At 66.6% G+C, this 25601-nt stretch carries 26 protein-coding genes; 12 read left to right on the forward strand and 14 right to left on the reverse strand.

All coding sequences use genetic code 11. The features are described 5' to 3' along the window. Positions 1–4 precede the first annotated feature (4 nt). The 6 genes from WDM86_11710 to WDM86_11735 form a co-directional block, all read right to left on the reverse strand. Positions 5–877, reverse strand: a complete 873-nt coding sequence (locus WDM86_11710) for a CoA ester lyase (GenBank protein ID MEI9990695.1) — start codon at positions 875–877, stop codon at positions 5–7. 31 nt (positions 878–908) lie between these two features. Continuing rightward, the gene (locus WDM86_11715; protein MEI9990696.1) at positions 909–1454 is read right to left on the reverse strand and encodes a nuclear transport factor 2 family protein; all 546 of its coding nucleotides are present in this window, start codon (positions 1452–1454) and stop codon (positions 909–911) included. Then, positions 1418–2437, reverse strand: a complete 1020-nt coding sequence (locus WDM86_11720) for an aspartate-semialdehyde dehydrogenase (GenBank protein ID MEI9990697.1) — start codon at positions 2435–2437, stop codon at positions 1418–1420. Before WDM86_11720 ends, WDM86_11715 begins: the two co-directional genes overlap by 37 nt. 57 nt (positions 2438–2494) lie before the next feature. After that, positions 2495–2818: a hypothetical protein gene (locus WDM86_11725; protein ID MEI9990698.1), complete on the reverse strand. Its 324-nt coding sequence runs from the start codon at positions 2816–2818 to the stop codon at positions 2495–2497. A gap of 78 nt (positions 2819–2896) precedes the next feature. Further along, entirely contained in the window at positions 2897–4111 is a 1215-nt protein-coding gene (locus tag WDM86_11730) for a CaiB/BaiF CoA-transferase family protein (protein MEI9990699.1), read from the reverse strand. Between the two features lies 1 nt (position 4112). Further along, entirely contained in the window at positions 4113–4973 is an 861-nt protein-coding gene (locus tag WDM86_11735) for a tryptophan 2,3-dioxygenase family protein (GenBank protein MEI9990700.1), read from the reverse strand. Positions 4974–5076: 103 nt separating this feature from the next. Here WDM86_11735 and WDM86_11740 point away from each other — a divergent pair, with 103 nt between their 5' ends. Further along, a complete protein-coding gene (locus WDM86_11740) occupies positions 5077–6081 on the forward strand; it encodes a DUF992 domain-containing protein (GenBank protein ID MEI9990701.1) in 1005 nt (334 codons plus the stop codon). Positions 6082–6353: 272 nt separating this feature from the next. Here WDM86_11740 and WDM86_11745 read toward each other — a convergent pair whose 3' ends face one another. From WDM86_11745 to WDM86_11755, 3 genes are all read right to left on the reverse strand, one after another. Continuing rightward, the gene (locus WDM86_11745) at positions 6354–7418 is read right to left on the reverse strand and encodes an OmpA family protein (GenBank protein MEI9990702.1); all 1065 of its coding nucleotides are present in this window, start codon (positions 7416–7418) and stop codon (positions 6354–6356) included. 396 nt (positions 7419–7814) lie between these two features. Continuing rightward, a complete protein-coding gene (locus WDM86_11750) occupies positions 7815–8480 on the reverse strand; it encodes a class I SAM-dependent methyltransferase (protein MEI9990703.1) in 666 nt (221 codons plus the stop codon). A gap of 7 nt (positions 8481–8487) precedes the next feature. Then, positions 8488–9705, reverse strand: a complete 1218-nt coding sequence (locus WDM86_11755) for a DUF3419 family protein (GenBank protein ID MEI9990704.1) — start codon at positions 9703–9705, stop codon at positions 8488–8490. Between the two features lie 142 nt (positions 9706–9847). Here WDM86_11755 and tesB point away from each other — a divergent pair, with 142 nt between their 5' ends. Continuing rightward, on the forward strand, positions 9848–10729 hold the full coding sequence (gene tesB, locus WDM86_11760; protein MEI9990705.1) for an acyl-CoA thioesterase II: 882 nt from the start codon (positions 9848–9850) through the stop codon (positions 10727–10729). Here the strand turns inward: tesB and WDM86_11765 are convergent. Further along, entirely contained in the window at positions 10726–11271 is a 546-nt protein-coding gene (locus WDM86_11765; GenBank protein ID MEI9990706.1) for a TadE/TadG family type IV pilus assembly protein, read from the reverse strand. The genes tesB and WDM86_11765 overlap by 4 nt on opposite strands. Next, on the reverse strand, positions 11265–11786 hold the full coding sequence (locus WDM86_11770; protein ID MEI9990707.1) for a TadE/TadG family type IV pilus assembly protein: 522 nt from the start codon (positions 11784–11786) through the stop codon (positions 11265–11267). The genes WDM86_11765 and WDM86_11770 overlap by 7 nt, the downstream gene beginning before the upstream one ends. 342 nt (positions 11787–12128) lie before the next feature. Here WDM86_11770 and WDM86_11775 point away from each other — a divergent pair, with 342 nt between their 5' ends. Beyond that, positions 12129–13589, forward strand: coding sequence for a TadE/TadG family type IV pilus assembly protein (locus WDM86_11775; GenBank protein ID MEI9990708.1), 1461 nt, complete (start codon positions 12129–12131; stop codon positions 13587–13589). A 66-nt stretch (positions 13590–13655) separates the two neighbouring features. Here WDM86_11775 and WDM86_11780 read toward each other — a convergent pair whose 3' ends face one another. Continuing rightward, a complete protein-coding gene (locus WDM86_11780; GenBank protein MEI9990709.1) occupies positions 13656–14096 on the reverse strand; it encodes a pilus assembly protein N-terminal domain-containing protein in 441 nt (146 codons plus the stop codon). A 75-nt stretch (positions 14097–14171) separates the two neighbouring features. Then, positions 14172–15596, reverse strand: coding sequence for a hypothetical protein (locus WDM86_11785; protein ID MEI9990710.1), 1425 nt, complete (start codon positions 15594–15596; stop codon positions 14172–14174). A gap of 314 nt (positions 15597–15910) precedes the next feature. Between WDM86_11785 and WDM86_11790 the strand changes: the two genes are divergently transcribed. The 9 genes from WDM86_11790 to WDM86_11830 all read left to right on the forward strand — a co-directional run bounded on the left by WDM86_11790 (position 15911) and on the right by WDM86_11830 (position 24452). After that, positions 15911–16075 (forward strand): Flp family type IVb pilin, encoded by a 165-nt coding sequence (locus WDM86_11790; GenBank protein MEI9990711.1) that lies wholly within the window; start codon positions 15911–15913, stop codon positions 16073–16075. A 90-nt stretch (positions 16076–16165) separates the two neighbouring features. After that, positions 16166–16675: a prepilin peptidase gene (locus WDM86_11795; protein MEI9990712.1), complete on the forward strand. Its 510-nt coding sequence runs from the start codon at positions 16166–16168 to the stop codon at positions 16673–16675. Between the two features lie 101 nt (positions 16676–16776). Next, positions 16777–17598, forward strand: a complete 822-nt coding sequence (gene cpaB / locus WDM86_11800; protein ID MEI9990713.1) for a Flp pilus assembly protein CpaB — start codon at positions 16777–16779, stop codon at positions 17596–17598. 2 nt (positions 17599–17600) lie between these two features. Then, positions 17601–19046: a type II and III secretion system protein family protein gene (locus WDM86_11805; protein MEI9990714.1), complete on the forward strand. Its 1446-nt coding sequence runs from the start codon at positions 17601–17603 to the stop codon at positions 19044–19046. A gap of 12 nt (positions 19047–19058) precedes the next feature. Then, positions 19059–19739, forward strand: a complete 681-nt coding sequence (locus tag WDM86_11810) for a CpaD family pilus assembly protein (protein MEI9990715.1) — start codon at positions 19059–19061, stop codon at positions 19737–19739. Positions 19740–19747: 8 nt separating this feature from the next. Then, entirely contained in the window at positions 19748–21001 is a 1254-nt protein-coding gene (locus WDM86_11815) for a pilus assembly protein CpaE (GenBank protein MEI9990716.1), read from the forward strand. Between the two features lie 3 nt (positions 21002–21004). Continuing rightward, complete coding sequence (locus WDM86_11820) at positions 21005–22498, forward strand: CpaF family protein (protein ID MEI9990717.1); 1494 nt, start codon at positions 21005–21007, stop codon at positions 22496–22498. Between the two features lie 7 nt (positions 22499–22505). Further along, positions 22506–23471 carry a type II secretion system F family protein gene (locus WDM86_11825; protein MEI9990718.1) on the forward strand — a complete coding sequence of 322 codons (966 nt, stop codon included), beginning with the start codon at positions 22506–22508 and terminating at the stop codon, positions 23469–23471. Positions 23472–23474: 3 nt separating this feature from the next. Further along, the gene (locus WDM86_11830; GenBank protein MEI9990719.1) at positions 23475–24452 is read left to right on the forward strand and encodes a type II secretion system F family protein; all 978 of its coding nucleotides are present in this window, start codon (positions 23475–23477) and stop codon (positions 24450–24452) included. 141 nt (positions 24453–24593) lie between these two features. Here the strand turns inward: WDM86_11830 and WDM86_11835 are convergent, their stop codons facing one another. Further along, the gene (locus WDM86_11835; GenBank protein MEI9990720.1) at positions 24594–25535 is read right to left on the reverse strand and encodes a tetratricopeptide repeat protein; all 942 of its coding nucleotides are present in this window, start codon (positions 25533–25535) and stop codon (positions 24594–24596) included. Positions 25536–25601 lie beyond the last annotated feature (66 nt).

The raw sequence follows: 25601 nt of genomic DNA on the forward strand, positions 1-25601 counted from the left end.
TCCGTCACGCCCCCAGATCGGCGATCGCGTCCGCCATCGCGACGGTGCCGCGCGCGATCTCGGCGTGCAACAGCTCCACCATCCGCCCGTCCAGCTTGATCGCGCCCTTGCCCTTGTTCTCCGGCAGTTCGAAAGCGGCGATCACCTTGCGCGCCGCCTCGACCTCTTCCGCCGACGGTGCGAATACACGGTTGCAGGTCTCGACCTGGGAGGGATGGATCAGCGTCTTGCCGTCGAACCCGAAGGCGCGCGCCTGTTCGCAACTCGCCCGGAAACCCTCGGCGTCGGCGATATCGTTGTAGACGCCGTCGATGACGGCCAGTTCGTTCGCCCGCGCCGCCAGAACCGACAGGCCCAGCGCGGCGGCAAGGTTCATCCGGTCCTGCGTGTGGGTGCCGCGAATCTCCTTGATCAGATCGTTGGTCCCCATGACGAAGGCCGCCAGCCCGCCGCCCGCCGCCGCGATGCTCGCGATGTTCAGGATCGCCGCCGGCGTCTCCACCATGGCCCAGACCGCGATGTTTCGCAGATGCCGGTGCTGGATCAGACGCTCCTCGACCGCGTGCAGGTCGGCGGGTTTGGAGATTTTCGGCACCAGGATGGCGTCGGGCTGCGCCTCGGTGGCCGCCTTGAGGTCCGCCTCGCCCCAGGGCGTCGAAAGGCCGTTGACCCGCACGATGATCTCGCGCTTGCCGAAGCCGCGCGCCTTGACCGCGTCGCACACCTGCTGGCGCGCGATGTCCTTGGCGTCCGGCGCCACCGCGTCTTCGAGATCGAGGATCAGCGCATCGGCCGGCAGCGTCCGGGCCTTCTCCAGCGCGCGGGCGTTCGAACCCGGCATGTAAAGCACCGAGCGGCGCGGCCGTATCGTCGTCATGGCGGTTCCTTCGATATTCGCTTGCGTCAGATTACCGGTTTTGCGCGGCAGCGTAGCGTGCGCGAACCGCCGCACGATAGGCCTCGACGTCGGGCCGCTCGCGCAGCCGCCTGGCCCAGCGCGCCATGACCTTGGCCATGCGCTCCGGGGCGAGGCCGAGCTGCGCATGGGCCACGCCGCCGTTCACGCTCTCATGATATTCCGCGATCAGGCCGTCCTTCAGGACGAAGCGGCTGGTGCCGTCGATCACCACCTCGCGGCCGGCATAGTCCGGCACCGTCGAGACGAAGGTCGACAGCGAGTGGGCATAGCCGATATCGCCGTTCACCACCGGATCGAAGAATTTCCAGTCGTATTCCGTCGCGTCGCGATGGAAGAGGTTCTCCAGCATGTCGGCGATGCCGGCGCGGCCGGTATGCGCGCCGTAGATATAGTCGAAATAGGTCCCGTCCGGCGTGAAGCAGGCGGCCAGCGCCTGGCCGTCGCCGTGCGTCGCCGCGGCGGCGAAGCGCTCGATGAGCGCCGCGAACGCCGCCGGCGTCACGCCGCCCTCAGCAGCTTGCGGTTGATCAGGCATTCGGCGATCTGCACCGCGTTCAGCGCCGCGCCCTTGCGCAGATTGTCCGCCACGATCCACAGCGAGAGGCCGTGCTCGACGGTCGGGTCCTTGCGGATGCGGCTGACATAGGTCGCGTCCTCGCCGGCGCATTCGATCGGGGTGACGTAACCGCCGTCCTCGCGCTTGTCGACAACCAGGATGCCCGGCGCGGCGCGCAGGATCTGCCGCGCCTTGTCGGCGGTGATCGGCTGCTCGAATTCGATGTTCACCGCCTCGCTGTGGCCGATGAACACCGGCACGCGCACGCAGGTCGCGGTGAGCTGGATGTCGGGATCGAGGATCTTCTGGGTCTCGACCATCATCTTCCACTCCTCCTTGGTCAGGCCGGAATCAAGGAAGTCGTCGATCTGCGGGATGACGTTGTAGGCGATCTGCTTGGTGAAGTGCTCGACCTCGACCGGATCGGCGACGAACACCGCGCGGGTCTGGCGGAACAGCTCGTCCATCGCCTCGCGCCCCGCGCCGGAGACGGACTGATAGGTCGAGACCACCACGCGCTTGATCCTGGCCGCGTCGTGCAGCGGCTTCAGCGCGACGACGAGCTGCGCCGTCGAGCAGTTCGGATTGGCGACGATGCCCTTCTTGATGCCGCTGAGCGCGTCGGCGTTCACTTCCGGCACCACCAGCGGCACGTCGCGGTCCATGCGCCAGGCGCTGGAATTGTCGATCACGATGGCGCCCTGGGCCGCGATCTTCGGCGCCCAGGCCTTGGAGACGGCGCCGCCGGCGCTCATCAGCACGATGTCGGTGCCCTTGAAGTCGTAATAGTCGAGCGCCTTGACCTTCAGGGCCTTGTCGCCGAACGAAACCTCGGTCCCGATCGAGCGGGGCGAGGCCAGCGCCACCACTTCGCTCGCCGGAAACACGCGCTCGTCGAGCACGTTCAGCATTTCGCGGCCGACATTGCCTGTCGCGCCGACCACCGCCACCTTGTAGGACATGCTGTTTTCCGCCTGTTTCGCGCGTTCCCATACGCCAAATGGCGGGTTTCGGAAAGCTTACCAGGTCAGCTTGAGCTTCAACCCGCCGCCGTCGATCACGCCGTCCAGCATGGTCTTGGCCGACGGCGCGTTTTCCAGCCGGTAGCTGAACAGCTCGGCGCGACCATGGGCGAGGCCGAGCCTGACGGCGATGAGCTCGCCGATCGGCTGTTCCGTCAGGCGGCCGTCGGGCTGCTGACCGACCCAGGGCTGGGCGATCCCGGGCGTGTCATAGGCGTTGTAATAGACCGGCTTGTCCTGCGGCATCACGAGCTGCGCCGCGGCGGCGCGCCCGGCGAAAGCCGTGACGACAATGAATGGAATCGCGAACCCAAGGCGCATCGAGCAAGGTCTCCACCCCCTTACTATGAACGCGTTGGCTGAACGCTTCGTTGCGAAACATCAAAGCTTTGGGGCTTTTTAAACGACGCCCGTTTCGCGCAGCCGTCCGATTTCGTCCGGCGAAAGACCGAGCACCTCGCCAAGCACCTGATCGGTATGCTCGCCGAGCAGCGGCGGGGCGCTCTTGTATTCCGGCGGCGTCGCCGACAGCCGCAGCGGACTGGCCGGAAGGCGCATCGGCCCGGTGGCATGCGTCATGGCAACGGTGAGATGCCGCGCCACGGCCTGCGGATCGGCGAACACCTGGTCGACGCGGTTGATCGGCCCGCAGGGCACGTTCGCGGCCTCGAGCGCCGCGATCCATTGCGCGGTCGTGCGCCGGGCGAGGACGGGTTTGAGCACATCGACCAGCGCCTCGCGGTTCGCCACCCGTTCGGCATTGGTCGCATAGCGCGGATCGGCGGCGACGTCTGCGATGCCGGCGACCGCGGCGAAGCGTCGGAATTGCGGTTCGTTGGTGGTGGCCAGGATCAGGTGGCCATCCGCCGTCGCGAACACCTGATAGGGCACGATATTGGGATGCGCGTTGCCCAGCCGCCCCGGAACCATCCCGCCGGCCAGATAGTTCGTCGCCTGGTTGGCGAGCGCCGCCGCCTGGCAGTCGAACAGCGCCATGTCGATCGACTGGCCTTCGCCGGTCCGCCCCTGATGGATCACGGCGGCCAGGATGGCGATCCCGGTATAGAGCCCGGTCACCAGGTCGCTGACCGCCACGCCCACTTTCATCGGCTCGGCGCCGGGTTCGCCGTCCTTCTGCCCGGTGACGCTCATCAGCCCGCCCATGCCCTGGATGACATAGTCGTAGCCGGCCTTGTCCTTGTACGGCCCGTCATGGCCGAAACCGGTCAGCGAGCAATAGATCAGCGCCGGATTCTCGGCGCGCAGGCTGTCGTAGTCGAGACCGTATCTGGCCAGCGCGCCGGTCTTGAAGTTCTCGACCACGACATGGGCGCGCCGCGCCAGCCGCTTGATCAGCGCCTGGCCTTCCGGCTTCGACATGTCGACGGTGACGGATTTCTTGTTGCGGTTGGCGGTCAGGAAATAGGTCGCGTCGCCCTTGCTGCCGTCGGGATTGACGAGGAAGGGCGGGCCGAAATGGCGCGTCTCGTCGCCCTCGCCGGGCTTTTCGATCTTGATCACCTCGGCGCCGAGATCGCCCAGGATCTGCGTCGCCCACGGCGCCGCCAGGACGCGCGACAGGTCGAGCACGCGAAGATGAGAAAGGGCGCCCACGCTATATCTCGCCCCTGACGGCCCAGAGTTCGGGATAGAAGGTCAGTTCGAGGGCCTTCTTCAGATAGTTCACGCCCGATGTCCCGCCCGTGCCCTTCTTGGCGCCGATGATGCGCTCCACCGTCTTCATATGGCTGAAGCGCCAGAGGTGGAAGCGGTATTCGAGATCGACCAGTTTCTCCGCCAGCTCGTAGAGGTCCCAATGGGTTTCGGCGTCGCGATAGACCGCGCGCCAGGCTTCCGTCACGCGCGGATCGGCGGCATAGGGCTTGGCGAAATCGCGGCTGAGCTTGGCCTTCGGAATGGTCAGGCCGCGCCGCGCCAGCAGCGCCAGCGATTCGTCGTAGATGCTGGGTTCGGTAAGCGCCGCGCGCACCTGGTCGCGGACGGTCTTGTCGGATTCGAAGACGCGCGCCATCGCCGCGTTCTTGTTGCCCAGCCGGAATTCGAGCATGCGGTACTGGAAGGATTGGAAGCCCGACGACTTTCCCAAGCTGCCGCGGAAGCTCGCATAGTCGAACGGCGTCATCGTCGACAGGATCTCCCAGGACTGGATGAGCAGCGCCTGCACCCGGCTGACGCGCGCCATCATCTTGAAGGCCGGGCCGAGCTCGTCCTTGCGGATCTGCCCGATCGCCGCGGCGATCTCGTGCAGGCAGAGCTTGATCCACAGCTCGCTCGCCTGGTGGATGACGATGAACAGCATCTCGTCATGCGCGCCCGACAGCGGCGTCTGACAGGCGAGGAGCCGGCGCAACCCCAGATAATCGCCATAGGACATCGCATCGCGGAAATCCCAATGGACGTCCTCGCCGGTAAGGTCGACGGACGGCGGCGCGGCGCGGGTCTTTCGGGCAGCCATGGGCGGGGGCGGGAACCTTAACTAAGGCGCGCATGACGCATTCGCAGCGCCGAAAAGGCGATGCTAAGGTGCCGGCTGCAGCCACACAACGAGCAAGAAAAGCATGGGAAACGCATGGAAGGCGGGAGTTTGCCTGGGGGTCCTCGTCGCGCTCGGGGCCGGTCAGGCCGAAGCCGCCCGCAGGCCCGCGCTCAGATGCGCCCAGCCGGCCGAGGTCGCGGCCATCCAGACGACGGTGGTCGATCAGCAGCTGGTGGACGCGGCGCTGACCTGCGGCGACGCGACCCGCAACGGCTTCAACGCCTACCGCACCTCGTTCGGGCCCGAGCTGCGCGGCACCGACAAGCTCCTGCTCAACATGTTCAAACGCGTCTATGGCGGATCGCGCGGCGACGCCGCCTATAACCTGTTCAAGACCGACATGGCATCCAAAGCCGAGCTGCGCCGGGTCCATGACGCGGCCAATTTCTGCCAGGCCGCCGATCTGGTGCTGGCGGCCGCCAACGCGCCGGCCAAGCCGGCGCTGAAGGATTTCGTCGCCGGCGTGCCGTTCGCCGTAAGCGAGACGCCGGTCGACACCTGCGCGGTGAAGGTCAACACGACTTTCCACGGCGTGATGGCCGCTCCGGGGATCCGGCCGACGCCGCGTCCGCCGCAGCCCGACGACGAGCCGATCGTCCTTGCCGAGGCCGCGCCGCCGCCGCCCGCCGGCATCAAGGTCGGCAGCCTGACCTGCAACATATCGAGCGGCTTCGGCTTCCTGTTCGGCTCGTCCAAGGAGCTCAAATGCACCTTTGCGCCCAATAGCGGCTCGGGCGAGCACTACACCGGTACCTTCTCGAAATACGGCCTGGATATCGGCTATGCCGACAATGCGACGCTGCTATGGGGCGTGGTGGCGCCGACCTCCGACGTCCGTCCGGGCGCGCTGGAGGGCGATTATGCCGGCGCCACGGCGGGCGCGACGATCGTCGTCGGGCTCGGCGCCAATGTCCTGATCGGTGGCCTCGACAAGTCCATCGCGCTGCAGCCGCTGAGCGTGCAGGGCAATACCGGCCTCAACATCGCCGCCGGCGTCGGCGTGATCACGCTGAAATACGAGCAGTAGTAGCCTGAAGGTTGGAAAGGCTGTCGCGTCGTACTCTCCCGTTCACGGGAGGGTCGAAATTCGCTGCGCGCAGCGGAGCGAATTTCGGGGAGGGGACAGCCTTTCCGGAAGAGCGCGATCTGCACCGCTGTCCCCTCCCCGAAAAATTCGTGTGTACGCTGTCGCTACACACCGCTCGAATTTTGTCGACCCTTCCGTGAACGGGAGGGTACGCAAACGAAAAGGGCGGACCGTAAGGCCCGCCCTTTCCGTATTCTGAAGCGAGGTGACGCTTAACCGCCGAGGTCGATGACCGCGCGACGGTTCTGCGGTTCGCGGACGCCGGGACCGGTCGGGACCAGCGGATCGTGGAACGACTTGCCCACGATCTCGATGCCACCGCCATCCAGGCCTTCGCGGACCATCTCGTCCTTGACCGACTGGGCGCGGCGCACCGACAGCGCCTGATTGTAGCTGTCCGAACCGACCGTGTCGGTGTGGCCGGTGACCAGCACCTTGACGAAGCCGTTGGCCTTCGCGGTGCGAACCGCTTCGGCAACCACTTCCTGCGCCTTGTCGGTGAGGTTCGACTTGTCGAAGTCGAAGAAGACGATGAACGTCTTGACCGGCGGAGGCGGCGGGGGAGGCGGCGGCGGGGGCGGCGGAGGCGGGGGAGGCGGCGGCGGAGGCGTCTCTTCGAGGAACCAGCGGATGCCGACCATCGCGACATGCTCCTGGGCCTGCGAGATGTGGACCGGGTCGATGGCCCCGAAATCGGACACATAGGGGCGGTCGATCTCGGCCGAACGATAACGGTAGTCGAGGAACAACTCGGTCTCGGGGCTGAGCTCGTAGTTCAGGCCGGCAATGCCTTGCCACATGAACTCGGTCTTCTGGCCGCGGATGACCTTGAGACCCGGGAACAGGCTGTCCTTGATGGACAGGTCGAGCGCGCCGGCGCCGACGCCACCGCCGAGCGAGAGGCTCCAATTGTCGCCGAGATTCCAGTCATAGATGAAGTTCACCAAGGCCGACTTGAGCTGGTTCGTGCCGCTCAGCGTGCCGGCGAAGGGCGGGTTGTGCTCGTGCTGGTCGTGCCAGGAATAGCCCGCTTCGAATTCGAGGCGAAGGCCGCTGGTCCACTTGTAGCCGAAAGAGCCGGCGACCAGGCCCGAGTCCTGCTGTCCGAGATTGGCATGGGCCGAAAGCGGCGGAGCCGTAACCGCATGGATCGGATCCATGTGATCGTAGCCAACGCCAAGGCCGAGATACCAGCCCTGCGTATCATTGGCCATCGCAGGGGCGACGCTGAGCGCCGCCAGTGCCACGCCCGTCAAGGCGATCGAACGAAGTTTCATTTCTATCCTCGCTTCAAATACCGACGGGCGGGGACCCCCCCACCTAAACGTTCGGACGACAACGGACTTATAACGACGGCAACAGCCGATGTCTCCCCTGAACGATTTGGTATTCGGCCGTTTTCGGGTCTCGAAGGCCCGTTTGCGCGCGGGCTGTGACCGCCCTGCAACACGACTTGCCCGATTTCGGTCATTTGCCGTCGGACGATACATTTCTCAAGGCGGGCCAACACTTAACACCCGGTGATGCCGCGCACAATGTCGCGCCTGGGGACGCATCCGGCATGCGGCTTGCTCGCGCGCGCAAATGACGCTCGATCGGCGAATGCCGCCCCGGCCGGCGGCGCGGATGGTGGCCGCCGAAGACCGGCGGAAGCCCTTGTTCAGAAATGAATTTCAGACCGGTCCGTGATCGGCCGACCAGAATCCGTCGCTCCGCCCGGCGGTCCAGACGAAGGCGTAGCGTCCCGTGAGCAGTTCGAGACTGCCTTTGCCGCTGCCGGCCTCGATGCTGCGCAGGAGTTCTTCGCGCGGCGCCACGTGGAAGAGCGAGAGCCAGAAGCGCAGCAGGCGTTCGCCGAGCCGGCCGAGCCCCTTCAGGTCCCCGAAATCGACGACGTGTATCTTTCCGCCCGGCGCGAGCGCCGCCTGCGCCGCGCTGAGCGCCTTGCGCCAGTCCGGAATCATCGACAGCGAATAGGAGAACACGATGGCGTCGAACGGCTCGCCCTCTCCGAACAGGCCCGGGCCGAGGTCTTCGGCATAGGCCTGGACGAGCTTGACCCGTCCGGTCAGGCCGGCGCGCGCGATCGCCTTGGCCGAGGTCTCCAGCATCTCGGCGGAAGCGTCGAGACCGTAAAGGACCGTGCCGGGATAGGCCTGCGCGATCTTGACGAGGTTGCGCGAGGTGCCGCACCCGACCTCGATCACCCGCGCCCCGGGCTTCAGCGCCAGTTCGCGGATCAGCCTGTCGCGCCCGAAAAGGTAGTATTTGCGCGTGGCATCGTAAATGTAGCGCTGGTGCCGGTAGACCCGGTCCATCAGCGCGGCATGTTCGGTCATCGCGGTATCACGACGGCTTGCGGCGCGCGTAAACATGAAAGCCGCCATAGATCGAGGACCGGTCCTTGGCGTGCCAGGCGCGGCTCTCCGCCTCCAGATAGGTCCAGGGCGCGAGCACGTCGGGCGGCAATTTGCGCGGCAGTGGCGATTCGGGCCCCGCGGTGCGGAAGATCACGCGGGCATCGCGGATGTCGGCGGTGCGGTCGATCTCGCGCCACAGCGCGGTGATCTGGTCCTGGTTCATCCAGTCCTGCGCGTCGAGCAGGACATAGCGGTGCAGCGACCCCGGCGCCTGGGCCTGCAGGAAATCGGTCAGCGAGGCGTGATGCACCTCCACCTTGTTCGCGCGGGTGCGGATGAAGTCGTAGGTCTCGCGCTGCAGATAGGCCGGCACCGCCTCGCGATGCTCGACGTCATAGCCGCGGCCGAACGCCTGCCAGGCGAAATAGTTCTCCTGGATCGGGAAGTCGCAGGCCAGCCGCTCGACGCGCTCGCGCAGCACCGAGACCGGATCGCCGGCCGCGACCAGCTCGTCATACTGCGCCGGCGGAATGCCCAGCGCGTAGAGCGACACCGGGCTCTTGGACAGCAACTTGATCGACTTGTAGTCGAACAGGGGCGCGATATCGCGCTCGAACAGGCGGCGCTGTTCCTCCGGCGTGCGCGCCGCCAGGATCGGCTCGAGCTTCTTGCCGTGCAGCTTGGCGACGGCATGCAGGATGCCGATGAAGCGTCCCAAAAGGCCGTAGCGGTAGAGGTTCTTGCCGAACATGTTGATGCGCCGGCCGCGCAGGGGGCGATCCTTCTCCCAATATTTCCGCGTCTCGGCGTCCAGCTTCGGGCGCAGATATTTGTCGTAGGCCGCGCGGTTGGCCTTGTCGTTCGCCTGGCCGAAGAAGCGGAAGAAGGCGTCGTGGCTGGGAAGGCTCTCCAGCGCGGCGAGCTTCAGCTTGGTCAGGGCGATGTGATTGGGGTTGAGGTCGACGGCGATGATCTTGGCCGGGTCGGCCGCTAGATAGTTCAGGACGTTGCAGCCGCCCGACGCGATGGTGATCACCCGATGGTCGGATTTGAGCGCCAGAGCGGCCAGGTCGACGACCGGGTCCTCCCAGATTTGGTTATAGACAAACCCTTGAAACATAAGGGTAAAGAGCCGCTCCAGGGCGCCTCTCTTGGTGGTCGCGGGCTTCTGATGGGCCGCCTTGTCGAGAAGCAGATTTGCCATGGATGTCCTTTGGAACCTCCCGCGTCGCGGGGCGCGTGAAGGGAGTGCCTAAGATTTATGACGGATTGAAGGAGGCAGGCAAAGAATTTCGGCGGCCGGGTCCGCCTTGCACGCCGCGCCGCCCGACTTTAAGGGGAGCGCCATGACCAAGCCCGCCAAGACCGCCATCGCCGAAGTCCTCGAACTGCTCGACCTGGAAAAGATCGAGGAGAACATCTACCGGGGCCAAAGCCCGGAAGACCGCATGCAGCGCGTGTTCGGCGGCCAGGTGCTGGGCCAGGCGCTGGTCGCGGCGAGCCGCACGGTCGAGGGCCGCGTCTGCCACTCCTTCCACGCCTATTTCCTGCGCGCCGGCGATCCGAAAGTTCCCATCCTGTACGAGGTCGACCGCGCCCGCGACGGCGCGAGCTTCACCTCGCGCCGCGTCGTCGCCATCCAGCACGGCAAGCAGATCTTCCATATGTCGGCCTCGTTCCAGGTTCCCGAGAAGGGGCTGGAGCACCAGTTCGACATGCCGTCGGTGCCGGACCCCGAAACGCTCATCGACGAGCACGAGGCGCGCAAGCAGTGGATGGACAAGATGCCGGAGGAGCAGAAGGCCTGGATGAGCCGTCCGCGCCCCATCGAATTGCGCCCCGTCATCCTCGACGATTGGATGAACCGCGCGCCGCGCGCCCCGTTCGACAATGTCTGGATCCGCGCCACGGGTCCGGTGCCCAACGACGTCGTCGTGCAGCAATCGGTCCTCGCCTATGCCTCCGACATGTCGCTGCTCGACACCGCGCTCCTGCCGCATGGCCGCTCGTGGCATTCGCCGATGCAGATGGCGAGCCTTGACCACGCCATGTGGTTCCACCACGCCTTCAAGATGGACGATTGGCTGCTCTACGCCCAGGATTCGCCGAGTTCCTCGGGCGCGCGCGGCTTCAACCGCGGCTCGATCTTCTCGCGCGAAGGCAAGCTGGTCGCCAGCGTCGTGCAGGAAGGGCTGATGCGGGTGCGCGAGGCGCGCAAGAAGGATTAGGGGCAGCTCGCCGGGGCGGTGATCGTCGTGCTGCGGCGCGGGCGCGCATAAAACGTCTCGGTCATGTTGATCGTGCCGGTGATGTAGTCGCTCACCGGCGAACTGTAGGGATAGCTCACTTCCGCCAGGATCACGCTGCCGCCGCTGGAGATGACGCCGGTCGGAACGGTGATCGCGCTGCCCGCGGTGCGCGGCGCTGTGTTCTGCGCGCAGCTCCAGGCGACCTTGGTGGTCGGATTGGGGCCCGTTGTCTGGGCGATGCTGGTGATCACGATCTTCAGCCCCGCCGCCGGATAGGGATAGACGATCGAGTTCACCGCCGCGAAGACGTTCGAGATGTCGCCGTTGGTGGCCTGGGTCTCCTGGGCCACGAGATCGGCGGCGGTCGACGCCATGCCGGTGACCTTCTGCTGGCAGTCGAGCGCGTCGCACAGCTCGATGCTGCCCAGGAACAGGGCGACCATCACCGGAGCCAGTATCGCGAACTCGACCGCCGCGATGCCGTCCTTGGCGCGGCGGAAGCGGGCGATGAGGTTCAGCATCCGGCCACCGCGACGTTGAAGGGCTCGTTGCGGAACGCCGCGGTCGCGCTGATCAGGTGATAGCCGCCGGTGATGTTGGTGAGAAACACCGAAAGCCCCGGCGTCATCACCTTCCAGGTGTAGAAGGCGCGCACCAGCACGACGTTGCAGGCGACGCCGGGCTGGTAGTTGCTCAGATTGGCCTTGAGATTGCCATTGGCGTCGATCGGCGCGGCGAAGGTCGCGCCGCCATAGCCGGCATAGGCGTCCAGGTCGATCTGCAGATTGCCGTCACAGGCGAGAAGCGGCGCGATGTCGTTGCAGATCCGCGTGCGGAACTGCGCCTGGGTCAGGTTCGCGGCCTGCGCCTGGCCGGTGCGCACATAGCGCGCGGCGTTGTCGGTCGCGTTCTGCAGGGTCGAGGCGGCGAAGAAGATCACGCCGTTCTCGATGATGCCCAGGAGCAGGATGAAGAACACCGGCGCGATGATGGCGAATTCGATCGCCGCGGAACCCTTGCGCGCATCGCCGCGCATGCGGCGCGCGCAGCGGCGCAGGCGCCCGGCGGTTCTTGCGAATAGGGAAGATACGCCTGTCACGGCACTCGGTCTTAAGCCTCTTGCCCCGGCCGTTCTTAGGCCGGCGCGCGAATGTTCCGAACAACAAGCCGCAACCATGCTCTCCAAACGCTTAAGGCAATGCCAACACGGCGTGTCGAATGGTTACGACCGGGCCCGGGCGTTCATACATCGCTAATCTTTCTTTATTTCGACGGGAATGTCCGCCCGATCGCTAACGATCGCCTAACCATGCCGCGCAATCGCAACTTCATTTTCATACCGCCGGGAGGATGATGCGGCGCCGTCGAAAGTTTCGAGATGACCGACATGTTCCTGGCCGAGACATTCCGCGATGCATGGAAGCGCGCCAGCGCCTTTCTCCGCAACCGCAGCGCCAATGTCGCGATGATCTTCGCGATATCGAGCATCCCGGTGGTCATCGCGGCCGGCGCCGGTCTCGACCTCACGCGCGCCATGATCGTGAAGTCGGCGCTGAGCGAGGCGCTCGACGCGGCGGCGCTGTCGGTCGGCAGCGCGCCGGGCCTGACCCAGGCGCAGATGCAGACCCAGGCGCAGAACTACTTCAACGCCAACTACAAGGTCGATGCCGCCTACGGCACGCCGGCCGCCGTCACCGTGGTGCCGAACGGCCAGTCGGTGACGGTCTCGACCTCGGTCCCGATGCCGACGACGCTGATGAGCGTCGCGGGAATCCACAGCGTGCCGGTCGACGCGTCGTCCACCGTGGTGTGGGGCCAGACCAAGCTGTGGGTCAGCCTCGTGCTCGACAACACCGGTTCGATGTGCGAATCCGACGCCAATCGCAACGCCAGCAGCCCGTGCCCGCATCCGTCTTCCGGCGCCAAGATCGTGGCGCTGAAATCCGCGACCCACAGCCTGCTGACCATGCTCCAGGGCGCATCGGCCAATCCGGGCGACGTCCAGGTCGCGCTGGTGCCCTTCGTCAAGGACGTCAATGTCGGCACCGGCTTCTCCAGCGCGTCCTGGATCGACTGGGGCTATTTCGGCTCGTGCAACATCTCGGGCATCACCTATCAGTCGAAATGCCAGACCACGCACGGCACATGGACCACCTGGAACGGCAACGGCACCTGCAGCATCTCGGGAAAAACCACGCAGAACAGCTGCCAGAATGCCACCGGCACCTGGACGGGAAACAGCCACAGCAACTGGAACGGCTGCGTCAACGATCGCGGCAACGACGGCGGTCCCGACACGAACAACAACTACGACGTCATGAAGACGTCGCCCTCCACCGGAACGGTATCGAGCCTGTTCGTGGCGGAAAACTACAGCTCCTGTCCGCAGGCGCTCATCGGCCTCGGCTACAATTGGAGCGCATTGAGCACCGAGGTCGACGCGATGGTGGCGGACGGAACCACCAACCAGTCCATCGGCCTGGTCTGGGGCTGGCATGCGCTGTCCACGGGCGCGCCGCTGAACGCACTGGCGCTCCCGGCCAACACGGCGCGCTACATCATCATCCTGAGCGACGGCCTCAACACCCAGAACCGCTGGTCCAGCTCGCAGTCCTCGGTCGACGCGCGCATGTCGCTGGTGTGCACCAATGCCAAGGCGGACCACATCATCATCTATGCCGTGTTCGTCGATATCGGCGGAACCCAGGGCAACTCGACCGTCCTGCAGAACTGCGCGACCGATGCGACCAAATATTTCGATCTGACCAGCACCACCCAGATCGCGGACACCTTCAACAATATCGGCCAGCAGATCACCAACCTGCGCGTCGCGCGGTGACGCGCAAGGCTATGGCGGCGTTCGTCCGAAGCCGCCGAAACCGGCGGGATCGATAAGGGAAAGGCGCTACTGCGCCGTCTTGGACCCGAGGTCGAGATGTTTCTCGAAGTCGCCCATCACGTCGGTGAAGTGCGCGTCGCCCGGAAGCGGCGCCGTCTCGCAGCGCGCGCTCGAACAGGCCAGCGTCGTCTGCGCCGCGCCCCGGTTCAGCGTGACCGTGGAGCCGCGCGTGCCCGACACGGTGACGGAGGTGTTGGAGATCTCGCGACCCTGCGAATCGAGCGCGATGACATTGGTCGTGCCGAACGACTTGCCGAGCACGAAGGCGTGCCGCGAGTCGATGACGTTCACGTCGGCGATCGACGGGTTGCCGACATAGACGGTGGTGACCGGCCTGCCGAAGGTGACGGTGCGCACCTCGTCCATCGGAACCGACACGCCGCCGGCGGCGAACGCGGCCGTGCCGGCAAGGCTGAAGGCGAGGGCGGCAAGAATGGCGCGGCGCATTTGGGTGATCCCGGATTTCGCTGTTCGCCAGGGTATCGCGCGCGGCGTAAAAGAGGGCTTAACTTTTCTTCCGCCTTAAGGCGCGCCGCCGTCCCGAAACTGGACAACGGCATAGCGGTCGGCATGGAGGCGGCGCCAGCCCGGCGTCGCATCGAGCTCCGCGACGACCGGCGAAGACGGGCTGAGGATCGACCAGCGTATGGCGTACCGGCGAAGGGTCGCGCGCAGCACATCGGGCCGGCCCAGCGCGGCGTAATTCTCGAGCGCCGCTTCGCCATAGAGTTCCGCGCGTGAATCGATGAAGGGCTTCACGCCCGAGAAGATGAGATAGCCGCCGAAGGCGTAATCGTTGAGCACGGGCAGGGTGCGCAGCCGCGCCGGCACGTCGGCCAGCGCGCTCGCCGGCGTGACCGGGGAATCGCCGCGCGTGACGGGCAGCGAGAGGCGCAGCGCGCAAAGGGCCAGCACGCCGATCAGCGCAAGCGCCGCCGGCCGCCGCGAAGCTGCTTCGCGGCGCTCGCCCAAGGCCCGTGCCAGCGGCTGCGCCAGCAGCAGCGGCGCCGCCACGGCGAACACGATCTGATGGCGCGCATGCAGGAAGGCGAGGGCGGCGAGCGCCAGCAGCAGACCCGCGCGCACCGGCGCGATGCGCACCCGCCGCGTCGCCAGGACATAGATCGTCGCGGCGACGACCGGCACGATCGGCTGGAAGAGCGTGAGCGGCGTCGCCTGCCACTCGCCGATCGCGGCCAGCGCCGGCATCGCCATCAGCGTCAAGGGAAAGATCACGCCCTGGGCGAAATGCGGATTGATCAGCGCCGCGCCCAGCATGCCCAGACCGAAAACACCCCACCTCCGCAGCGTATGCAGGCTCCGCTCTTCCCATAGCGCCTCGAGCGCCAGTCCGGCGGCGAGCGCGAAGCCGAGCAGGAAACTCGCATGGATATTGACCCAGATCGTCATCACCGGCAGCAGCATGAGGCTGGGGCTGCGTTTCTCGCTCCTGGCCGTCACGAGTTCCGCGGTCCAGATCGCCAGCAAGGGCAGCGCCAGAAGATGCGGGCGCGCCAGCAGGCTTCCCGTCATGCACGCCATGGCCAGCACGGTGACGATGGCTTGCGCCTTGGGGGCAAGCCAGCGGCCGAGCGTATCGCTCAGCACCGCGGCGGCCGCCGCCGCGGCGGCGGCGAACAGCACGAGCAGCCCGCTCCAGCCGCCGAGCTTGTAGGCGAGCGCCATCACGATCTCGGCCAGCCATTCATGCGCCTCCCACGGTGCGCCGGCGAAGGTGTAGGAGAACGGATCGCGCAACAGGATCGCGTGATCGCCGAGCATCCGGCTTCCCGCCGCGATGTGCAGATAGGTGTCGCCGTCGTTCAGCACCTGCGGCGCGAAAGCGGTCACCGCGAAGGCAAGGATCGCGGCGGCGCCGGTTACCGCGCCGCGGTCCTTCCAAGTCGCGGTCCGCCGCCGCGCGCCGGTCGAAAAGGCGATGGTCATCGCCCATCGGTAGCGCAAAGCGATGAGGGAATGATTGACCGCGGCAAGATGCGCCCGGCGAACGTCGCGCCAAGACGGAACCTGAAAGAACCGCCGCGTTTCGGGCGAGACAGTTAACAATCCGAAAATATTAATCTTAGCGCGTGTTCCGGAGCGGCCTGTCCGCTCAGCATTGGCACACAATGGCGATAGTGAAAATTGCGCACTTAATTAGCCGTTAAGCCCACCGGCCTAGGCTCACGTCTGTCCAGGTTGGTCTCTCTCGCAATTGATGCCGGCCGGACGTCCTAGGGTGTCACTTTGTGGAGGCTTTTATGAACAACCTTTTCGCTCGCTTCGTGCGCGACGAGTCCGGCGCGACGGCCATCGAGTATGGCCTCATCGCCGCGCTTATCGCCGTCGTTATCATCGGCGCCATTCAGGTCGTCGGTACCGATCTGTCGACCACGTTCAAGACCATTGGCGACAAGCTCGGTTAGTAAGCACTCGCGTGTTCGCGCGGATGTTTCGTGTGCGGCCGCTTCCTTAAGGGACGCGGCCGTTCGCACGCCTCTCCAATTGGGACGCCGATGACCGCCGAGCTTCTCGTCCTGATCGTGCTGCCCGCGCTTCTCGCGCTCGCGGCCGGCTGGGACCTTGCCAGCTTCACCATCCCCAACGCCCTGCAGATCGCCCTGATCGGCGCCTTCGCCGTGTTCGCGATCTCGGTGGGCCTGTCGCCGGCCGAGATCGGCGGCCATCTCCTGGCCGGCTTCGTCGGGCTCGCGATCGGCTTCACGCTGTTTGCCTTGGGCTATGTCGGCGGCGGCGACGCGAAGCTGTTCGCCTGCGTCCTTTTGTGGATCGGATTTCGCAATCTGCTCGACTACACGCTCGTCGCCGTGGTGATGGGCGGCGGATTGAGCGTTCTCATCCTGGCGATGCGGCGCGTACCGCTCCCGGCCTCGCTGGGATCGCAAGGCTGGATCGCGCGCCTGCACGACGCGAAGGGCGGCATCCCCTACGGCGTGGCGCTGGCCGCCGGCGCCGTCCTGATTCTTCCGCAGACGGAAATTTTCAAAATGGCGGCAACGATCTAGGGGCGCGCGGTTTTCTCGCGCCGTAGTTTCGGTTGCACAGCATTTTGTTAAGCAAATTCTAAAGGGTTCGTGGTCGGATCGGACCCAAAGGAGTTGGGTTCATGAACATGCCGCGCATGCTGGTTCTCGGTCTCGCCGTCGTCGCGGCGGCGGTCGCCGTGCTGATCGTGCGCGGCCTCATGGGCGGCGGCACGCCCCAGGTCGCGGCGATGCTGCCCAAGCCGCAGGTCGTGACCGGCGAAGTGCTCGTCGCGTCCGAGCCGTTGCAGCCCGGCCAGACGCTCGCCGCCTCGCTGGTGCGCTGGCAGGCGTGGCCGAAATCCAGCATCGATTCGAGCTTCATCACCCATGACGAGACGCCCAATCTCGACGCCGCGCTCGCCGGCACGGTGGTGCGCGCCCCGATGGTGGCGGGCGAGCCGCTGACGGCCGCGAAATTCGTGCGCAGCGACGCCGCCGGCTTCATGGCCGCGACGCTGCAGCCGGGCATGCGCGCGGTGTCCATTCCGATCACCACCGAATCCGGCGCCGGCGGCTTCATCCTGCCCAACGACCGCGTCGATCTTCTGATGACCGAGCAGATTTCCGAAACCCCGCGCCGCTTCCGCGCCCGCATCGTGCTCACCAACATCCGCGTGCTGGCGATGGACCAGACCTACAAGCAGGACAAGGACCAGAAGGTCGTGCTCGCCAAATCCGCGACGCTCGAATTGTCGTCCGACCAGGCGCGGATCGTGACCAAGGCGCAGGCCGGCGGGCCCTTGAGCCTGGCGCTGCGCGCGCTCGGCGACGAAACCAAGCCGGCGCCGATCGCGGCGAACCAGGCGAACCCGGCGAATGACGACGACGGGCCGGACGGCAGCGGCGTCACCGTCATCCGCTTCGGCGTGATGCCGAGCGGCGCGAACGGAAGGAAAGAGTAGCGATGCGCAGGATCCTTCTTGGGCTCGCAATGACCGCGCTCGGCCTCCTGGCCGGCAGCGCCGGCGCGGCCCCGCCGCCCGACGGCAACCTGCACGTCATCTCGATCTCGACGAGGAACGGCACCGTCACCCAGCGCCTGGTGCTGTCGACCAACAAGGCCGCCGTCGTGCAGCTCGACGCCGATGTGCGCGACGTGCTGGTCTCCAGCCCCGACATCGTCGACGCCGTGGTGCGCAATCCGCGCCGCATCTTCCTCCTGGCGCTGAAGACCGGCCAGACCAACGCCTTCTTCTTCGACGCCGCCGGCCATCAGCTCGCCTCGATCGATATCCGGGTCGAGAAGGACACCACCGATCTCGGCGCCATGTTCCATGCCGACATGCCCAAGGCGGACATCAAGGTCTCGTCGATGAACGACAATGTCGTGCTGACCGGCACGGTCGCGAGCACGCAGGAATCCGTGCGGGCCCAGGATCTGGCGGCGCGCTTCGCGGGCGATCCCACCAAGGTCGTCAACCTGCTTCGGGTCGCCGCCAGCGAGCAGGTGATGATCCGCGTGCGCATCTCGGAGATGCAGCGCAACATCGCCAAGCAGTTCGGCATCGACCTCGCCAGCGCCGCCATCGTCGCCGGCGTGCCGATGAGCGCCGCGTCCTCGCCGGCCTTCGGCCTCACCGGCCGCGCCTTGAACGATCTCACCGGCGGCCAGATCGGCCAGGTGTGCACGCCGACCGCCGGCGTCTGCTCCGGCGGTCCCAACAATCTCCAGGGCGCGCTTCAGGCCCTGGAGCAGGTCGGCCTGGTGCACACGCTGGCCGAGCCCAATCTGACCGCGGTGTCGGGCGAGACCGCCAAATTCCTCGCCGGCGGCGAATTCCCCGTTCCGGTCGCCAAGGACAACCAGGGCAACGTCACCGTCGAGTTCAAGCAGTTTGGTGTCGGCCTGTCCTTCACCCCCGTCGTGCTGAGCGCCGGCCGAATCTCGCTCCAGGTCTCCACCGAGGTCAGCGAGCTCACCAACACCGGCGCCTTCACGCTGCAGGGCACGACGCCGACCAACGGCCTGACGATTCCGGCGCTGTCGGTGCGCCGCGCCCAGACCACGGTCGAGCTGCCGTCGGGCGGCAGCTTCGCCATCGCCGGGCTGATGCAGCACAGCTCCAAGCAGGTGCTGCAGGCGCTGCCGGGCGTGAAGGACCTGCCGATCCTGGGCGCCCTGTTCCGCAGCCGCGACTTCCAGAACGACGAATCGGAGCTGGTGGTGGTGATCACCGCCTATCTCGTCACCCCGACCACGATGGCCAATCTCGCTCTGCCGACCGACGGCTTCGTCAGTCCGACCGACCCGGAGACGATCCTGCTCGGCCGGCTCAACGGCATCCACGACAACAGGCCGCCCGCCGCGAAGCCCACGGCTTCGTCCGGCGCCGGCTTCATCATCCAATAGAGAGGGCACAAGATGACGCCCAGCGCGAATGATTTCCTCAAGGCGATGGCCCTGCTCGCGGTGCTTGCCGCGGGAAGCTGCGCCAATCCGCTCAGCAGCTACGATCCGAACCTGACCGACGATCCGGCGATCAACCATCCGATCCTGGTGCAGCCGAACTACCACGCGATCCGGCTGCCCTTCTCGGCGCCGCAGGCCGGGCTGATGCCGGACGACACGCAGCATTTCGACGCCTTCGTCGCCGCCTATCTGCAGCACGGCAATGGCGCGATCTCGATCTCGGCGCCGGAGGGCGGCCAGTCCCAATACGCCATCTCCTATTTCGCCGAACGCCTGGCATCGGCCGGCGTGCCGCGCGAGCGCATCCTGGTCGGCACCGCCGCTTCGAACGACGGCAAGGTCGAGCTCGGCTATATCGGCTACGACGCCACGACCGCGCCGTGCGGCAATTTCCCGGACAATCTGGGCAACACCGCCGAGAACAAGATCTCGCCCAATCTGGGTTGCGCCATCCAGCACAACTTCGCGGCCCAGATCGCCGATCCGCGCGACCTCGTCGCGCCGGAGCCGATGGGCCCCGGCGATGCCGCGCGCCGCGCCACCGTCTACGGCAATTACAAGGACGGCAAGCCGACGGGCGCTGCGCTCACGCAAGACCAGTCGGGCGCCGTCGCCGACGTGAACAAGCAATAGGAACCGTCATGGTGAAACACGCGCCAGAACCGGAAGAGGCCTTCGGCGCCGCGCCCCATGAGCGGCCCGTGCCGCGCATCTCGATCGACGCCTTCGTCGAATTCCCCGACACCGGCGCGGCGCTGCAGCGCGCCGGCTCCGACCGCCGGCTCGCCAAGGCGCATATGAACGTCCAGCTCGGCGGCACCAATGCCGCGATCGAGCACTTCCAGGGCCAGGTCACGCCCAATCTCCTGATCGTCGAAACCCGCCTCAACGGCCAGGCCGCGCTCCAGGAGCTCGACCGGCTGGCCGAGGTCTGCGATCCCTCGACCAAGGTCATCGTGGTCGGCCGCGTCAACGACGTGGAACTCTATCGCGAGCTGATGCGCCGCGGCGCCTCGGAATATCTCGTCGCCCCGCTCAATCCGCTGCACCTGATCGAGGTGATCTCGGGCCTCTACACCGATCCGCAGGCCGCGCCGATCGGCCGCGTCGTGACCTTCGTCGGCGCGCGCGGCGGGGTGGGCTCCTCCTCGCTGTCGCACAATGTCGGCTGGTGCATCGCCGAGGAATTGCGCATCAACACCACCATCGTCGATCTCGACCTGCCGTTCGGCACCACGGGCCTGGACTTCAACGACGAGCCGAGCCAGGGCGTCGCCGACGCGCTGTCCGCGCCCGAGCGGCTGGACGACGTGCTGCTGGACCGGCTTCTGGTGAAGCGCGGCGATCATCTTTCGATCTTCTCCACCGCGGCGCAGATCGACCGCGACTACGAGGCCCCGGTCGACGCCTTCGAATCGGTGCTCGACGCGGTGCGCCAGTCGACGCCCTGCGTGATCGTCGATGTCCCGCATCTGTGGACGCCGTGGATCAAGGCGACGCTGATCGCCGCCGACGACATCGTGCTGGTCGCCACGCCCGATCTCGCCGCCCTGCGCAACACCAAGAACCTCGTCGAGATCCTGCGCCAGAACCGCCCCAACGATTCGCCGCCCCGCCTGGTGCTGAACCAGGTCGGCGTCGCCAAGCGCCCGGAGATCCCGGTCAAGGATTTCGCCGAGACCATCGGCATCGAGCCGGCGCTCGTCATGGCGTTCGAGCCCTATCTGTTCGGCCAGGCCGCCAATAACGGCCAGATGCTGAACGAGCTGGCGCCGAAATCGCCGGCCGCCGCCGGCATCCGGCGCCTTGCCGAACTCGTCACCGGCCGCGTGCCGCAGCCGCTGCAGAAGGCCTCACCGCTTCTTTCGTTTTTCGCCGGCAAGAAGAGAGCGTAGTTCATGTTCGGCAAGCGCAACGCCTCGACGGACGCCGTCGCGCGGACCTCGCCTCCCGCGCCGCCGCCGCTCACCGCCGGCGCGCCGCCCAAGGCCGCCGCGCCCGCCGCGGGCGTGCCGCCGAAGCCGGACGCCCAGGGCGGCAGCGTTCCGCAGCGCAGCGCGCCGCTGCTTGTCACGCCGTCGCCGAAAGCGGGCGCGCGCGCCGTCGCCGACACCCGCTCGGACGACTACTACCAGATCAAATCGACCATCTTCTCCGCGCTGATCGACACCATCGATCTCGCCCAGCTCGCCCAGCTCGACCCGGATTCGGCGCGCGAGGAAATCCGCGACATCGTCAACGAGATCATCTCGATCAAGTCGGTCGTGATGTCGATCGCCGAGCAGGAACACCTGCTGCAGGACATCTGCAACGACGTGCTCGGCTACGGCCCGCTCGAGCCCCTGCTGGCGCGCGACGACATCTCCGACATCATGGTCAACGGCGCCAACCGCGTCTTCATCGAAGTCGGCGGCAAGGTGCAGCTCACCAATATCCGCTTCCGCGACAACGCGCAGCTGATGAACATCTGCCAGCGCATCGTCAGCCAGGTCGGCCGCCGCGTCGACGAATCGTCGCCGATCTGCGACGCGCGCCTCCTGGACGGCTCCCGCGTCAACGTGATCGCGCCCCCGCTGGCGCTCGACGGGCCCACGCTCACCATCCGAAAGTTCAAGAAGGACAAGCTGACGCTCGACGATCTCGTCAAGTTCGGCTCCATCAGCCCGGCCGGCGCGCGCGTGCTCGCCGTGATCGGCCGCTGCCGCTGCAACGTCTTGATCTCGGGCGGCACCGGCTCGGGCAAGACCACGCTTCTGAACTGCATGACCGCCTATATCGACGCCGACGAGCGTGTCATCACCTGCGAGGACGCGGCCGAACTGCAATTGCAGCAGCCGCATGTCGTGCGCCTCGAAACCCGCCCGCCCAATCTCGAAGGCCAGGGCCAGATCACCATGCGCGATCTCGTCCGCAACTGCCTTCGTATGCGTCCCGAGCGCATCATCGTCGGCGAAGTGCGCGGACCCGAGGCGTTCGATTTGTTGCAGGCGATGAACACCGGCCATGACGGCTCGATGGGCACGCTGCACGCCAACTCGCCGCGCGAGGCCATGTCGCGCCTGGAATCGATGATCACCATGGGCGGCTTCCAGCTTCCCACCAAGACCATCCGCGAGATGATCGTCGGCTCGATCGACGTCATCCTGCAGGCCGAGCGCCTGCGCGACGGCTCGCGCCGCATCACCAAGGTCACCGAAGTGGTCGGCACCGAAGGCGAGGTCGTGATCACCCAGGACCTGATGAATTACGAGATCAACGGCGAGGACGAGACCGGCCGCCTCAAGGGCAAGCATGTCGGCACCGGCATCGTGCGTCCCAGCTTCTGGGAGCGCGCGCGCTACTACAATCTGGAGCGCGAACTGGCCGAGGCGCTCGACGCGCTGCAGCAGTGAGGCGCTGATGCTCTATCTCGTCGTCTTCCTGTTCCTGTCCCTGGCCTTGGTCGGCGGCTATTACGCCTTCGCCGGCGGCGACAGCCGCAACGCGCGCGTCAACGCCATCGCCAAGCCGCAGGCGTCCGGCCGCGGCGTCAAGGCGCCGGACACCGCCGCGCTCAAGCGCAAGAACGTCCAGGCCCTCCTCAAGGAGATCGAGAACAAGCAGGCCGAGAAGAAGCTCAAGGTCACGCTCACCCAGCGCCTGGAACAGGCGGGGCTGCCCAACGTCTCGGTGCGCACCTACTGGATCGCCTCGGGCGTGCTGGCTTTCGTCGCGGTGTTGTTCTGCTTCCTGGCCGGCCAGGGCCTGGTCGTCACCGCGCTGGTCGGCTTCGCCTTCCTGCTCGGCGTGCCGCGCTGGGTCCTGGGCTTCATGAAACGCCGGCGCGAGAAGGCCTTCACCAACGAATTCGCCGGCGCGATCGACGTCATCGTGCGCAGCGTCAAATCGGGCCTGCCGACCAACGAGGCGCTGCGCATCGTCGCGCGCGAAGTGCCCAACCCTTGCGGCTCGGAGTTCAACCGCATGGTCGAAAGCCTCAAGGTGGGCGTCACGCTCGAACAGGCCGTCAAGAAGATGTACGAAAGCATGCCGACGCCGGAAGTGAGCTTCTTCGGCATCGTCATGACCATCCAGCAGAAATCCGGCGGCAACCTGTCGGAGGCGCTGGGCAATCTGTCGTCGGTCTTGCGCGATCGCAAGCGCCTGGTCGGCAAGATCAAGGCGATGTCGTCCGAGGCCAAGGCCTCCGCCGCCATCATCGGTTCGCTGCCGCCCGGCGTGATGGGCATCGTCTATCTGACGACGCCGGACTACATCAAGCTGCTGTTCACCGAGCGCGTGGGAAACCTCATGCTGCTGGGCTGCGTGATCTGGATGGGGCTGGGCATCGCGGTGATGCACAAAATGATCAACTTCAAGAGCTAGCGCATGCTGAGCGTCGGCATCCTCGAAATCCTGTTCGACAAGACCTTCATCGCGACGGTCTGCGCGGCGATCTTCGCCTTCGCGACCATCGTGACGCTCGGCCTGCCGCTCGCCAACCGCGACGGGCTCGGCCAGCGCCTCAAAGCGGTGTCGCAGCGGCGCGAGGAACTGCGCGTCAAGCATCTGGCGGCGCTCAGCGCCCGGCGCGGCGCGCTGCGCAGCCAGCCGGTCGGCTACATGAAGCACACCCTCGACCGCTTCAAGCTCGGCAATCTGCTCGAATCGGAAGATACGCGCGGAAAGCTCGCCCGCGCCGGCTATCGCGGCCAGGGGCCGGTCGTGACCTTCATGTTCTTCCGCTTCGTGATGCCGTTCGCGGTGTTCCTGCTGTCGCTGCTCTATCTCTTCGCGATCTCCCACTTCCAGTGGACGGCGACGATGAAGATCACCGTCAGCGTCGGCATGGCGCTGCTCGGCTTCTATCTCCCCGATCTCTTCCTCAACAACAAGATCGCGCGGCGCCAGCAATCGATCATGCGCGCCTTTCCCGACGCGCTCGACCTGCTCCTGATCTGCGTCGAATCCGGCATGTCGGTGGAGGCCGCGTTCCAGCGCGTCGCCACCGAGATCGGCGCGCAGTCCGGCGAGCTGGCCGAGGAGTTCGGGCTGACGACCGCCGAACTCTCCTATCTGCCCGAGCGCCGCCAGGCGTTCGAGAACCTCGCCACGCGCTGCGGCCATGCCGGCGTCAAGCAGGTCGCGACCGCGCTCAACCAGGCGGAGAAATACGGCACGCCGATGGGCCAGGCGCTGCGCGTCGCGGCGCAGGAAAACCGCGAGCTGCGCATGTCGGAAGCCGAGCAGAAGGCGGCCTCGCTGCCCGCCAAGCTGACCGTTCCGATGATCATCTTCTTCCTGCCCTGCCTGTTCGTGGTGATCCTGGGCCCCGCCATCATGAAGATCATGCACGTCACGCACTGACGGATCGTCGTCCGCGCGCAGCGGCGGCGGCCGTGGCGCGCCGCAACCTGGTGGCGTGCAAAATCCCGATTGTCATGGTCCGCATTCGCGGGCCAGAACACCGATCTTTGGAATTTCGCCGAGTACAGGCCGTCGAGAGCCTTACGGCTTGCTCGCGTCCGCGGTCATGCGCAGGGCCGGGATGTGGTCCGCGGCGGGCTTCGGCTTTTTCGGGGGCTTCGGCGCGGCGTCGGCGACGCGCGGCGCCGGATGCGCCGCCGTCCTGGCGGTCTTCGCCGGCTTGGGCTTGGGCGCGGTCCTTGCGACCGGCCCGGCAAGCGGATCGACCGGGACTTCCTGCATGACGACCCGCGCGCCGTTCTGCGTGAGCGGCCTGGGCGCGCCGCTGGCACGGGCGTTCGCCGGCGCAAGCGGCGGCATCGCGGCGCGCGCCATGGGCATTGCCGAGGGCGGGGTCGTAAGAGCCGTCGCCGGCGCCGCGACGGGCGCGGTCGTGCCGAGCAGCGCGAGATTGCTCGCGATGCGCGGATCGGTGGAACCGCTCGCCTGCGCCTGCAGCATCAGGGTGCGCGCACCCGCCGTGTCGCCGGCCAGCATGCGCGACATCGCGTAATTGTTCAGGACCGCCGGCTCGCCCGGCTTCAGCGCCAGCGCCCGCTCATAGGCCTGGCGGGCATTCGCCGGATCGTTCTTCTGGTCATAGGCGACGCCGAGCGCCGAATAGGTCGTCCAGTCATTGGGCTGGAGCTGGATCGCGCGGTTCAGGAAGGCGACCGCGTCGGTGCTCGCCCGCTGCTGCACCAGAAGCTTGCCGTATTCGCCGACCACGCGGGCATCGTCGGGATTGACCAGCATGAGCTGGCTCATGATGCGCGTGGCGCCGGGGATGTCGCCGCCGAGGCGCAGCGCCTGCGCCTGCCGCACCGAGGTTTCCACGTCGGGGGCCATCGGCGAGACATCGGCGGCGGCGGGGTGCGCCGCCGCGGCGGTGGCATCGGTCCCGGCGCCGTCGGACCCGCCGAAGACGCCGCAGCCGCCGAGCGCGCCCGCGCCGAGCGCAATTGCCGCGATCCGAACAGCCATACGATGCATCGCAAGAATCCCTTTTGCCGAAGCGCGCTCCCCGGTTTCAGGATGGACGATGGGGGG

Source organism: Rhizomicrobium sp., assembly GCA_037200045.1.
GTDB lineage: Bacteria > Pseudomonadota > Alphaproteobacteria > Micropepsales > Micropepsaceae > Rhizomicrobium.